The sequence below is a fragment of the Pseudoalteromonas sp. XMcav1-K genome (assembly GCF_044005875.1).
Lineage (GTDB): Bacteria > Pseudomonadota > Gammaproteobacteria > Enterobacterales > Alteromonadaceae > Pseudoalteromonas > Pseudoalteromonas spongiae.
In genome coordinates this window covers 242,820-256,274 of the sequence record NZ_JBIPJE010000051.1, presented here as the reverse complement: position 1 = coordinate 256,274, position 13,455 = coordinate 242,820, and the positions used below count along the sequence as shown (strand labels likewise).

Below are 13,455 nucleotides of genomic sequence, written 5' to 3'. Positions count from 1 at the left end.
AAATACATTGATTGCGCCATCGGCAAGGGATTTTTCAATTTCCAGCCAAATTCGCTCTTTGGTTAGGGTATTAATTTCACCTTGGGCAACCATTTCTTGCATTAGTAATACTGTCTCTGGCGCGATAGTAAAGCCCAAATAATGATAGCGAGCAGCAAAGCGTGCAACGCGCAAAATGCGCAGTGGATCTTCACAAAATGCATCACTTACATGGCGAAGGCGCTTTTGTTCTAAATCGGTTTGTCCATTAAAAGGGTCAATAATATTGCCGCTTTCATCTTCAGCCATGGCGTTTACGGTTAGGTCGCGGCGAATTAAATCTTCTTCCAGTGTGACATCTGGCGTAAAGTCGCAAATGAACCCAGTGTAACCTTGCCCTGATTTTCGTTCGGTTCGTGCTAGGGCGTATTCGTCTTTTGTTTCTGGGTGTAAAAATACAGGAAAGTCACTGCCAACTTGCTGGTAGCCAAGCGCTAATAATTCTTCTGGCGTACTACCAACTACCACATAATCTGACTCTTTAATTGGGCGATTTAATAGTTTATCTCTTACTGCGCCGCCAACTAGGTATATTTTCATTGTGTTAGGTTTACACATAATAAATAACGATAATGATTGAAATCCTATCATAATTTGGAATTCGTTGGTGAATTGGTATGATAGGCTGAGTTTTTATTAAGCGTATTGAAGTAAGTGTATTTAGATTTTTTTGGCTTAACGGATCAGCCATTTTCCATCGCACCGAATCCTGACTACCTTTTTTTAAGTGAACGTCATAAAGAAGCATTGGCTCATTTAACCTATGGTTTAGGTGATGCCGGCGGTTTTGTGCTGCTTACAGGTGAGGTCGGAACTGGTAAAACAACGGTAACACGCTGCATGCTCGAAAGCATAGGTGATGAAACTCAAGTGGCGTTTGTGTTAAACCCATCGTTGTCTGAGTTAGAGTTACTTGCGAGTATTTGTGATGAGCTGCGTATTCGTTATAAAAAGTCAGAGGCGACGCTTAAAAATTTGACCGATAAAATCAAAAATCGACTGTTAAAAAACCATAGCCAAGACAAACGCACTATGCTCGTTATTGATGAAGCTCAGCATTTAAGTGGTGCGGTACTTGAACAGTTGCGCTTATTGACTAATTTAGAAACTAATCAGCGCAAATTACTGCAAATTATTCTAGTTGGTCAGCCGGAGCTGCAAACATTGTTAAAACGCAATGAGTTACGGCAATTAGCTCAGCGTATTACCGCTCGTTACCATTTAATGCCACTTAATGAGTCTGAAGTATTTGCGTATATCAAACATCGTTTGCATATTGCAGGCTGCGATACCATGTTGTTTGAAAACTCAGCAATTAAACGTATTCATCAATTAACTGGGGGGATCCCGCGGCTTATCAATTTATTGTGTGAGCGTGCGCTAATGGGGGCGTTTGCCAATAGTCGTAAACAGGTTAATAAAACCATGATAGCAACAGCGGCAACTGAAATATTACCGCTTGAGGCGTCAGTAACGGCCTCATCAGGTGCAAATTATCAGGTGTGGATGTATGCCTGCTTTGCTATAGTCGCTGTATTAACGGGCATTGGTTTGTCGTTTATTTTTTAAAAGAAGTATGTATGTCTTATATTCTTGATGCATTAAAGCAAAATGAAACTTCGAGCCGAGGTGCTGTGCCAATGCAAGGTGATTATCAACAGGAATACCTGTTAAGTAAAAAATTACGTTTTTACCGTAATTTGGCTTTATTTTTAGGCTTTTTACTGACCCTTACATTGGGTTTCTTTATCGGTAAAGGATTGCAGACTCAGCAAACGAAACCTGCGATTGAAGCGGAGGTTTTACAAAACAAGGCAACGCCAAATAACCAAGCTATAATGCCGATTCAGCCGCAAGTGCCAGCAACGTCAGGTACTCAGCAACAAATTCAATACCAACTGGTTCCTGTGCCAGTTTACACTCAGCCGGTGGCTGCAAATGCACAACCTGTTGTAGAACCGACACCAAGTGAAAAATCACAACCTAAAGCAGATGAAAATGCGCAAGGTGAAGCCGATTTATCCGAATATAAAGTGGTTGGCTATCAACAAGAAAAAGAACAGAGAGAGCAAACCAACGCCTTAATTGATGCGTTTAGCGAAGCATTTGAGCAGGCGCAAAATGAACCATTAGAACAGCAAGTGATTTCAGGTTCATCTGCTTCGGCACAAGTGTCACCTATTCAATTATTGCCAGAGGCATTTAGAGCGCGTATTCCTGAAATGCGTTATCAAGCGCATGTATTTGCTTCAGAACCTAGTCGCAGTTGGATTAAGATTAACGACCGAGAACTCAAAGTGGGCGATAACCTTAATGGCGTTTACATTATTGATATTGCGGCAGAACAAACCTTAATGCAGTACGACGGTGTGGAGTTTAGTTTAGCTGCGATGGAAGATTGGCAGTTTTAAAACGGCCATTAAATCCCGTCTTCTGAAATTAAATCAGCTATATCTAAATCATAACGCTGGGCACTTGCCGTGCCTTCAATGCTGTCATCAGATTCCGCTAAATCAATTATGCGCACTGCCAAGTGGTGATTAAACTCGGCGTTGTAAAATACTTTCACCCGAGGTTTTGTTAGTTGCTGTTGATTTTCAACAACGAGTGCAATGCGACCTGAGCATAGCTTAACTAATGTTCCCGCTGGATAAACCCCAATAGCTTGAATAAAAGTTTGCAGTAAATCTGGGTCGTAATGGTTCGGTGAATGCTCCATTAGTTCACGATATGCAGCAGCGCTGCCAACGGCTTTAGTATGGTCAAAGCCACAAACTAAACTGTCGTACATAATGGCGATGCTAAAAATGCGCTGCGCTGAATTGAGTTTATCAAAATCTAATTGGTTCGGATAACCGCTGCCATCAAGTAGCTCATTTTGCTCTGAAATTAAGCGTGAAACATGTTCATCGGGCTGACCACTGACACGCAATAGTTTTTGTAATTGTGAAATATGTTGCTGCTTTTTAACTCTCAACATCGGTGCGAGTTTGTCGTCGGGAAGGCGTAAATTGTCAGGCAGCATTTGGTATCCAACGCGTGAAAGCAACCCTGCAAGCACCATGTGCTCGCTTGCTAACGGCTGGTAGTTTTGATGAATGCAAAACTGTGCCAAGCTTACCGCCACCCGTAGTAAGTGACTGTTGAGCAAAGCGTTAGACATTTTACAACGTACCACTAATGCAACGGCTTCTTTATGCTGTCGCGTCAGTGTTAATACTTGCTGCGCTAAACTTTGTAACCCCGAAATATCAATTGGGGTGTGGGATTTTGCGCGCGCTAATGTATCGTCAATGATTGCATGCGCTCGGTCTTGCCAATCAAGTGCCGCTTCTAATTGACTCTCAATTTTGGCTTTTTTAGTAAACGTTGTTGTTTGTTGTTGAGTGCTTTTTTTAGAACGACTAGGGTCGACAAGTACTTCTATTACGCCTTTTTTCTTTAGTGCTTGCAGTGCAAAGTAATTTCTTACTAAGCCCGTTTGCACTACTTTAACAGCGCCTAATTGTTTAGTTACTTCTTCAACAAAATCGCCCACCTCTAATTTAGTAATGGGCAATTTTATTTTACCGTCTGGTGTGATGCTCATGTATCTTAATCAAAAAAAGCATTGCGGAAGAATTTAATTAAATCAATGCCAAAGTCTTCTGGTTTAATAGATGACTCAAGCTCGTCGTCAATGCGGTTGCTGGCTAAATTGAGGTCTTGTACTTCAGTGTAATGTTGATGTTTTGCACTGTAGAATACTTTAACTGTTGGTTTTAACGGCTGCTCAAAGTTGCTTTGCGATACAATGCCCAGTTTTTGGCTTTTTAATTTTACTAACGTGCCCACAGGGTGAATGCCAATGCATTGAATAAAGCGTGCGACTAATTCGCTATCAAAACTATTTGGGCAGTCACTTCGTATAATTTTAAACGCTTGGATTGGGTTCATCCCGTCTTTATATACTCGTTTTGCAGTTAGTGCGTCATATACATCGACAATTGAGATCATACGTACGTACTGATTTATCTCATCACCTTTTAAGCCAAATGGGTAGCCTTTACCATCTAAGCGCTCATGGTGAAATCCGGCAACTTGAATGGCGATATCACTGAGTTCTGACTCTTCTAAAATCTCTTTGCTGTATAGCGCGTGACGTTTAATTTCGTCAAATTCAGCATCGGTGAGTTTGCCTGGTTTATTTAAAATCGCGTCTGGAACTTTGATTTTGCCAATGTCATGTAACAGCGCACCCGTTGCTAGTTCATGAATAACCTCACGCTCAAACCCCATGTGCTTGGCAAAAATACTCATTAATACCGATACATTAATTGAGTGCTCTAACAAATATGCATCTTTTTCGCGAATGCGGGTCATGCAGGCGAGGGCATCTTGGTTGCGAAAAACCGAATCAATAAAACCGCTAGCAACCTGCTTAAATGGCGCAACGTCAATTTTGCGTCCTGCACGAATATCGTCAAATGCTTTTGATTGCAGTTGTTTCGCTTCGGTATAAAGTTTTTTTGCTTTGTTTGCTTCGCTTGAGAAACTCGCCGTTGCTTTGGTTGGATCAAACTTAGGTGTTTCGATTGCGTTTTCGCTAGAATCGTTATTTTTTTCTGCGTTTAAATCAATGAATTTATCGGGGTCGACAGACACTTCTAAAATACCGGACTTTGCTAATTTATTGATGGCGGTTTGCGTCCTTACCCAGCCTTCTGACTTAACTTTCACACTACCTTGTTGCTTTACAACCCCTTGCACATACATGCCGGGTTTAAGATCAGATATTAAAATGGTTTTTAACATTGGCAGTACATCTTTGAATTTTGATTATCTTTAAAATTAGCAAACATTATGCTGAAAATTAAGCGGAAGATAAAAGAAAAGGGCTGAAGTTTACACTTAGCCCTTTTATTTTGCTTAACAAGCCGGTTTCCCGAGCTTTAGATTAATCTTCGTCAGTTAGCGTCATTAGTGATGTGTTACCACCTGATGCTGTGGTATCAATACTGATGGTTTTTTCAGTAACTAAGCGATTGATTAGTGTGTCGTAATACTGTGCACTGATCACCGGTAAAATAGCACCAGAGCGTGCAGCCAGTTTTTCGTTTACATGTGCTTTACGTTCACAACCACTGCCAATTACAGCGCCTGCAACGTGCGGGTGAGCAAGTGTTGCATTAAACTCAGACAGTTTAGCCACTTGTAAAACGCCCTCAGCAACACCGCATGCTAATAACTTAGCACGGAAAGCTAACGCTTCTTCGTGGAATAGGTCAGACACCACGGTAATTACAGTATTACCCGCTGCAATCGCCGTTACGATAGACAATACCCAGAAGTTAAATGAAGTATCCTTATCTGCGTAGCAAACAACACAGCCGCGCGGCTCTAGGTAAATTGTGTTTGATTCACCAGTTGGGCCTGGTAGCACAGTACCTTTGGCTAAACGCTTTTCAATACGGTCAAGCTGACTACGTGCATCGGCAATTGTTTGTGTTAAATCATCTGCAAGCTTATCCATGATTTCAACTTGTGCGATTTTAGCCAGCATCTGACGACATACTGAAATACGGTCGTTTAAGCTGGTTGCACGCCAAGTTTTTTCATCGCGAATTGAGTTAACCATCATTTGATTAACGCGTTCAACTGCATGGTTGTCATCAACAATTGCTTCGCCATCAAGGTTGATATTGGTAGCTTGAACGTTTTCAGGTGCAGCATTTTCTTTTACTAAACGTGTTAGATAAGTTGGGCCACCTGCTTTAGGGCCTGTACCTGATAGGCCTCGACCACCAAATGGTTGCACACCAACAACGGCACCAATCATATTGCGGTTTACGTAAATATTACCGGCACGTGATTGCTTAGCTAAGTATTCAGCACGTTCTTCGATACGGGTGTGAATACCCATAGTTAAGCCAAAACCAGTGCTGTTTACTTGGTTGATTACGTTATCAATTTCAGTACCTTTGAAACGGATTACGTGTACACATGGACCAAATACTTCTTTCGTTAATACCGATAAATCACTGATCTCGTATAAACGTGGTGCAAAGAAGAAGTGACCGTTTTCATCTTCAGCCGGAATAGGGCATTCAAAATGCAGTGTCGCTTTATCTTTTAAGTATTCAACGTGTTCATTTAGTGCATCAAGTGCTTTTTGGTCGATAACCGGGCCAACATCTGTTGATAGATAAGCTGGGTCGCCAACGTGTAGCTCTTTCATCGCGCCTTTAATCATCTTGATTACTTTGTCTGCGATTTCGTCTTGTACGAATAATACGCGCAGTGCAGAACAGCGCTGACCTGCTGATTGGAACCCAGAAGAAATAACATCGTCAACGACTTGCTCTGGTAGCGCGGTAGAATCAACGATCATACAGTTTTGACCACCCGTTTCGGCAATCAGAGGTACTTGGTCGCCACCACGTTCTGCTAGGGTTTGCGCAATGCGTGTACCTGTTTCAGTTGAACCTGTAAACATAACTGCTTGTACGCGCTCGTCAGGAATAATTACCTGACCTACTTTGCTACCGCGAGCAATAACAGGCTGTACTACGTCTTTTGGTAAGCCAACGTCACGCATTAACTCAATTGCACGAAGTGCAACAAGTGATGTTTGCTCTGCTGGTTTTGCAATGACTGAGTTACCTGTTGCGATTGCCGCTGCTACTTGGCCTAAGAAAATCGCAAGTGGGAAGTTCCACGGGCTAATACATAAAATTACACCACGTGGTGAAAAGCGGCTATCAGCTGCAAGCTCTTCAGCGCGCGCTGCGTAGTAACGACAAAAATCTACAGCTTCACGTACTTCATCAACACCATCTTGCGCTACTTTACCTGCTTCTTTAATACACAATGCAATAAGTTCATCGCGATGACGCTCTAAAATGTCACCAGTGCGACGTAAGATTTCAGCGCGCTCAGCAACTGGCGTTTGAGACCAAGATTGGAAAGCTGATTCAGCTGTATCAACAAGGGCTTTCATTTCAGCTTCGTCTTGGTGACGAATAGAACCAAGCACCTCAGCGTGGTTTGCTGGGTTAATTACCGCCTCGTGACCTTCAGGCACATCTGCATGAGTCATTAGGTTTTCAGCAACCCATTTGTCAATATTCGCTTTGAATGGCGTAATATGGTTAATGTTGGTTAAATCTAAACCTTTAGAGTTTTGACGCTCTTCACCAAATAAGTCTTTTGGTAAAACGATTTGTGGGTTGCGCTTATTGCGAACACGTTGAATTTTTTCAACGGGATCTTCAAGCAGTGATTCTACTGGCTGAGATTCATCAACAATGGCATTTACAAATGATGAGTTAGCGCCGTTTTCCAATAGACGACGTACTAAGTATGCAAGTAAGTCTTCGTGTTGACCTACTGGTGCGTATACACGACATTGAACACGATCTTGCGTTACAACTTGGTCGAATAATGATTCACCCATACCGTGCAAGCGCTGGAATTCAAAGTTTGAATAGTTGCCATCAGCAAGTTCTAAAATAGTGGCTGCTGAGTATGCATTGTGTGTTGCAAACTGCGGGAAAATCACATCTCGTGCTTTCATTAGCTTAATTGCACACGCTTTGTAAGACACGTCAGTTGTCGCTTTACGTGTGAATACTGGGTAATCTTCAAGGCCATCTGCTTGTGTAAGCTTTACTTCAGTATCCCAGTAAGCACCTTTTACAAGGCGAACCATCATTTTACGATTTACACGTCGACAAAGTGCTTCTAACCAGTCGATTACAAAAATAGCACGCTTTTGGTAAGCCTGAACCGCTAAACCAAAACCAGCCCAATTGCCAAGAGCATCATCAGAAAATACCGCTTCAATAATATCTAAAGAGATATCTAAACGGTCAGCTTCTTCGGCATCAACTGTAAAGTTAATGTCGTACTGCTTTGCTGTTAGTGCTAGCTCTTTAAGCTTAGGGACAAGTTCTTCCATTACGCGCTCACGGTGTGTGAACTCATAACGCGGGTGAATAGCTGAAAGTTTTACAGAAATACCAGGGCTTTTTATAGGGCCGCGACCATTGGCTGCTTTACCGATAGCGTGAATTGCCATCATATAGCTATTAAAATAACGTTCAGCATCCGCCATAGTGCGGGCGCCTTCACCTAGCATATCGTAAGAGTATGCGTAGCCTTTTGCTTCTTTATCTTTCGCGCGCTCTACCGCTTCTTCAATGGTAGTACCCATAACAAACTGCTTGCCCATGATCTTCATGGCATATTGCACTGATTTACGAATAGCAGGCTCACCAATACGACCCATAGTGCGCTTTAATAAGCCGAACTGGTCTTCTTTGTTTTTGTCTGCATAGTTAACCATTTTACCTGTTAATAACAGACCCCAGCTTGATGCATTTACAAACAGAGAATCGCTGTTACCTAAGTGAGAGCTCCAGTCGCCGTTTGCTAGCTTATCGCGAATAAGGCTATCTTGAGTTTCTTTATCTGGTACACGTAGCAATGCTTCAGCAAGGCACATTAATACCACGCCTTCTTCAGAAGACAGTGAGTATTCGTTAAGTAGTGCATCAACACCACCTTGACCTTCTTGATCGTTACGAATATTTAATACCATTTGGCGTGCACGTTCCCATGCACGGCTACGTGCGCTAACACCAACTTCTGCAAGTGGCAGAATATGGTCAATAACTTGGTCTTCATCAATACGGTAAAAGTCACGGATCTGCTGGCGGATCGGACATTTGGTAGTTAAATCACCATTGTAAAGCATAAAGAAACCCTCAAAATAAAATAGGTTAAATTTATAAAATAGGGGCGTAGTGTAATTTCTTTTCAGCAGAATGTGCTGGCGTATTTTGGCTATATCCGGTAATTTACAGGGAATTGTTCAAAAGATGCCAAATAATATTCTGTATGACCACCTCTATCAAAACACGAGTGCTCGATCGAATCGATTTAGCAATTTTAGATGTTTTACAAAGAAATGGCCGAATTTCTAACGTAAATTTAGCGAAACAAGTTAATTTAAGTCCAAGCCCGTGCCTTGAAAGGGTTAAAAAGCTTGAAGACGATGGTTATATTGAAGGTTATGGTGCACGTTTAAATGCTACCAAGCTGAAACAAAATGTGGTTGCCCACGTTGAAGTAACATTAAAAGAATCAACCGAAGCCGCATTTGATATTTTCAAACAGCATATTATGCGCATTGGCCAAGTGGTGTCGTGTGATATGGTGGCGGGTGGCTACGATTACCTACTAAAAATACGTGTTGGCGATATGATTGAATACCGTGAAGTACTCGGTAAAATTGTAGATACACCAGGCGTTGGTACCAACCGTACTTACATGGTAATTGAGCATGTTAAGCAAGACGCCGGTTTAACCGTGCAGGTTGAAGAGTAATTCCGAACTTATTAAAAATTACCTGTTTTATTGCTGAGTGGTTTTGCCCTCGTAGCAAGTGACTCACAAATTAATGCAATAGGAATAACGTTTACTCAAACGTTTTTGAGTAAGGGATAACAGATACAAAAAAAGCGCTGGATAAGCGCTTTTTTTATATAGAGTAGATATTACGCCCAACCGTCGTAACGTTTGCGTCGCGATAACACGATTGTGATGATAATCCCCAGTAAAATACCAATAAATGCAATACCGCCGCCATAAATCAATAGCTGCTTTTGCTGTTTTTCACTGGCTTGTTGCTTTTGATTACGTGAGCTTGAAATTTGGGCATTTAGCTTTTCAATTTCAGCATTGAGTTCACGGTTTTTAACTTCCAAATCACTGGCAGTTTGACGCAGTACTGGCATATCACGTTGGCTTGAATTTAGCTCTGCTTGTAAATCAGCTAATTGATTTTTTAGCTTAAGGTTTTGTTGTGCTAAACCCGGGCGCTTGCTGATATTACGTTTATCAATCCAACCTGTACGACCGCGGCTATCTTTTACTTGGCTATAGCCCGTTTCTTTATTTTCATCGAGCAACTGTAATTCGGTACCTGCTTGCACAGAACCAAGAATGCGATAATTTTTGCCTGGACCTGAGTGCATATAAACAAATAGGTTGTCGGTAATATAAGCAGTTGAAGAAGATGCGCTTTCAGTTGTTTGTACTTCCAGTACTTCAGTCGCTGATTCGCCGTTAGTTTGCGTTTCTGCGTGGATAGCTGTGCTTAAACTCGCTAATAAAAGAAATGCAGCAATCGGTTTAAACATTGAGAGGATCCTGTTTTATTGTTGTTGTCCGATAAATTTACCAAGTCGTTTAAACATGTAACTAATTATAGCGCTGGATAAATGAGATACTAACAAGGCGGGATTTGTCTGATGTAGTTATTTTACATCGATAAATTCCAACGCAGTTAGCATGATATTTAGCCCGCTAAAATGACTAGCTATTTAAGTGAATTGGTATTTGAGGCTTCATAGTATGGATTTCACCGCGCAATAGCAAGTCGCGCAGCGCATTCACACAATACTTCATAATTTAGTCGTTGTTTGTAAGTCGATGCACAAAAGGTTGCATTTAGCCCGATATTTGGTTTTACTTAGGCTTTGCTAATAAAATAGGTCAACCCTCCAGCTAATGGATACTGAAATTGAGCTGAAATTTTTAGTTTCAGAACAAGTTATTTCTCAACTGCCAGCACTGATTACCCAGTTTTCAAAAAAAGTCAGTAATAAAGCTTCTCGCAACTTACAAAACGCATACTTTGATACTCCAAGCAGAGAATTAAGAGCGCTAGATATCGGCTTACGCACGCGTTGTGTTGACGGCGAATGTGAGCAAACAATTAAGTTGGCAGGCAAAGTGGTTGGTGGCTTTCATCAACGTCCAGAATACAATGTGCCAATTAATAATTCGCGCCCAAACATTGAGTTATTTGATACCTCAATTTGGCCTGCTGGCATGGAGCCAGGCACTATTAGTGAAAACCTTTTCTCTATTTTTAACACTAACTTTATTCGTCGTACTTGGTTATTAGAAACCGACTCAGGTACTGAAATTGAATTGGTGCTGGATAAAGGTGATATTTCTGCTTCAGGCCAAAGTGTGCCGATTTGTGAAGTGGAAATGGAATTGGTAAGTGGTGATCGCAAAGAGTTATTTGAATTAGCAAATAAGTTAATTAACTGTAGTGAAGTACGTTTAGGTCTATACAGTAAAGCCGCACGTGGCTACCGTTTAGCGGACGATGCGCCGTTAATGGCTGATACATTCCTAGGCTATGTACAGTTAGATGAAAACGCGACACAAGAAGAAGCGCTTGAAAAGTGCCTTCAATACGGCATTGAGTTTGTGCAAAAACACGAGCAATGCTATATCGATTCGCCAAAATTAAAGACACTAAAACGCATTGTTGATGGGGTTAGCCTTATTCGTCATAGCTTTTGGTTGTTTGAACAAGTTGCCGACAAACAAGTTACTAAATCGTTGCGTAAAGAGCTTAAATGGCTATTAGAAACCTTTTCTTGGGTTGAAACGGCGATTCAATTACGAACGTTTACGTCAAAGAAACATGCGTTTTATAAACGCATTTCGGCTGCGCCTGAGCTTGAACAAGTGATTGATAACTTAAAAGCTGAGCAACCGTCGCGCAAGGCGTTAAAGGCAATTTTCCATAGCCCGCGCTACAACCAACTTATTCTAGATTTAACGCGCTTTTTAATTGAAAAGCGTTGGCGTGATGACTGGGGACAAGAACAAATTGTTGCTGCTGGTACGCCTGTAAAAGATATTGCGGCACGTCTTTTTGAAAGCGATTGGCAAGAAATGCAGCATTTATTACCACATGATGTGGTGAGCGCTGAAAGCTACATCGCAAAACGTCAAAAATTACACCGTAATTTACTCAGCGGTTGTTGCTTAGGGCAGCTTTTTGAAGGACCGCTACGCGATGAATTTAGAGGCCCTTGGCTTGATATTATTCATGGTATGGATGAACTGGCGACATACGACTATTTAAAACAGTTGTGTGAAACGCAACAAGAACCCGAACAATTCACCAGTATTTTGGGTTGGTTAAAACAAAAAAATGATGGTTTGCTCGCAGCAATGGAACATAGCCGTCTTGCAAGTCAAAAATTGGAGCCTTACTGGCAATAATATGCGCACTATGCTGTTGCTGCTACTTTTTTGCACTCCGTTGAGTGCATTAGAGTGGCAGCAAGTAAAAATTAAACAAGGAATTGAAGTTTATCAGCAAAAACTGCCCGATGGACTTTTAAAGTTAAAAGCCTACACAGTGACTAGCGGATGCTTAGCAGCGTTTGAAGCACTTTTACTTGATACAGACAATGCTGATAAGTGGTTAAGCAATGTGGACAGTGTCAAAGTGTTAAAGTCACCATCACAAAACGAGCATATCGTTTACACTCAATTTAATGCGCCATGGCCGATTAAAAATCGTGATATGGTGACTTACTCACGTATTTTTAGAACGTCAAATAGACAAATGCAAATTGGCATTCAAGCGGCTAACAACGAATACGCAAAGCGTGATGGGTTCATTCGCATTGAGCATGTAGCTGCCAGTTGGGTAATTACTCAGCGAGACGCAGATACGATTTCTGTTGAGTATCAAGCGATTGCAGATCCTGCAGGAAAAATTCCACATTGGTTAGGTAATTCTGTCGCAAAATCTAACGTATTTAGCACCTTCAAAAAGATGAAAGCGCGCTTGAAGCTTTACCCTTGTAACGCCATTTGACTAGGTTATTTCGCGATATGCATATTGACTGAACCATTAGCCTCTTGTGATTGGCTAGTAGCGAATTTATGTTTGGTAACAAACTCTGATAATTTATGTTGGAACAGGTGTATTGATTCGAAACCATCGGCATACTGATAGTTAATTTGGCAAATACTTTCTCGGCAATCAATCGTTTTTAGTTGCACAAATTCAATAAAATCATGTGTAGTAAAAAAATCTTGAAACACCGCTTCTGTCGTTTCGGCCCAATGATCGTCACGGGTTTGTTGCTCAAACTTAGTTGCTAAATTAAGGGTGTCTACGCCATCACTGAGCAGTAATTCAAGTTGCTGCTGCATTTGTTGCTCGAGCTCCGCGACCTTGTCGCGCAACATGGTTTCAGCATGTTCGCTTACCTCTTTAATCAGCTGTTCATGTTTTTGTGTAGCATGTGTTAATTCGCTTTCTAACCTTTCAACTTCAGCAACCAGCTCAGATTTAGTCAGCGCTTTTAGTGAGTGTTGTATTGATTTGTGCTGTGTGGATAGGGTTTCCGTTAACGGTTCTTTGATGTTATTAAAGCTTGATTCTAGCGGCTCAGATAATGTGTCGTCAGAGCTATCAGATGGTTGTTCTTTACTAATTAATTGACTATCTGAAGGCATTAATGTCGAAATAAGTGCGACGCTAAGGGCGCCAAGCACAAATGCAATTACATGTCCTTTGTTCATATTAAATCCTATGTTTTATCTAAT

10 protein-coding genes and 1 pseudogene are annotated in these 13,455 nt (G+C 41.4%); 5 read left to right on the top strand and 6 right to left on the bottom strand.

Features of this window, described 5'->3' with window-relative positions; translation table 11 throughout:
• Positions 1–579, bottom strand: a pseudogene (locus tag ACHSBP_RS21080) (tRNA nucleotidyltransferase); the annotation flags it as partial.
• Between the two features lie 114 nt (positions 580–693).
• Here ACHSBP_RS21080 and ACHSBP_RS21075 point away from each other — a divergent pair.
• Together ACHSBP_RS21075 and ACHSBP_RS21070 are read left to right on the top strand one after the other, a co-directional pair.
• Positions 694–1,608 (top strand): ExeA family protein, encoded by a 915-nt coding sequence (locus ACHSBP_RS21075; protein ID WP_010561017.1) that lies wholly within the window; start codon positions 694–696, stop codon positions 1,606–1,608.
• Between the two features lie 11 nt (positions 1,609–1,619).
• Positions 1,620–2,450, top strand: coding sequence for a general secretion pathway protein GspB (locus ACHSBP_RS21070; protein ID WP_010561016.1), 831 nt, complete (start codon positions 1,620–1,622; stop codon positions 2,448–2,450).
• Positions 2,451–2,458: 8 nt separating this feature from the next.
• Here the strand turns inward: ACHSBP_RS21070 and ACHSBP_RS21065 are convergent, their stop codons facing one another.
• The 3 genes from ACHSBP_RS21065 to putA all read right to left on the bottom strand — a co-directional run bounded on the left by ACHSBP_RS21065 (position 2,459) and on the right by putA (position 8,776).
• Entirely contained in the window at positions 2,459–3,628 is a 1,170-nt protein-coding gene (locus ACHSBP_RS21065; RefSeq protein ID WP_010561015.1) for an HD-GYP domain-containing protein, read from the bottom strand.
• A gap of 5 nt (positions 3,629–3,633) precedes the next feature.
• Complete coding sequence (locus ACHSBP_RS21060) at positions 3,634–4,833, bottom strand: HD-GYP domain-containing protein (RefSeq protein ID WP_010561014.1); 1,200 nt, start codon at positions 4,831–4,833, stop codon at positions 3,634–3,636.
• A 142-nt stretch (positions 4,834–4,975) separates the two neighbouring features.
• Positions 4,976–8,776, bottom strand: a complete 3,801-nt coding sequence (putA, locus tag ACHSBP_RS21055; RefSeq protein ID WP_010561013.1) for a bifunctional proline dehydrogenase/L-glutamate gamma-semialdehyde dehydrogenase PutA — start codon at positions 8,774–8,776, stop codon at positions 4,976–4,978.
• A 143-nt stretch (positions 8,777–8,919) separates the two neighbouring features.
• On the opposite strand from putA, the gene ACHSBP_RS21050 reads away from it, so the two are divergent.
• On the top strand, positions 8,920–9,408 hold the full coding sequence (locus ACHSBP_RS21050) for a winged helix-turn-helix transcriptional regulator (protein ID WP_010561012.1): 489 nt from the start codon (positions 8,920–8,922) through the stop codon (positions 9,406–9,408).
• Positions 9,409–9,578: 170 nt separating this feature from the next.
• Here the strand turns inward: ACHSBP_RS21050 and ACHSBP_RS21045 are convergent, their stop codons facing one another.
• Complete coding sequence (locus ACHSBP_RS21045; protein ID WP_010561011.1) at positions 9,579–10,223, bottom strand: TIGR04211 family SH3 domain-containing protein; 645 nt, start codon at positions 10,221–10,223, stop codon at positions 9,579–9,581.
• A gap of 370 nt (positions 10,224–10,593) precedes the next feature.
• Here ACHSBP_RS21045 and ACHSBP_RS21040 point away from each other — a divergent pair, with 370 nt between their 5' ends.
• Both ACHSBP_RS21040 and ACHSBP_RS21035 read left to right on the top strand, forming a co-directional pair.
• Positions 10,594–12,114, top strand: coding sequence for a CYTH and CHAD domain-containing protein (locus ACHSBP_RS21040; RefSeq protein ID WP_010561010.1), 1,521 nt, complete (start codon positions 10,594–10,596; stop codon positions 12,112–12,114).
• A 1-nt stretch (position 12,115) separates the two neighbouring features.
• Entirely contained in the window at positions 12,116–12,718 is a 603-nt protein-coding gene (locus ACHSBP_RS21035) for an START domain-containing protein (RefSeq protein WP_010561009.1), read from the top strand.
• Positions 12,719–12,723: 5 nt separating this feature from the next.
• Here the strand turns inward: ACHSBP_RS21035 and ACHSBP_RS21030 are convergent, their stop codons facing one another.
• On the bottom strand, positions 12,724–13,431 hold the full coding sequence (locus ACHSBP_RS21030) for a hypothetical protein (protein ID WP_010561008.1): 708 nt from the start codon (positions 13,429–13,431) through the stop codon (positions 12,724–12,726).
• Positions 13,432–13,455: the final 24 nt, after the last annotated feature.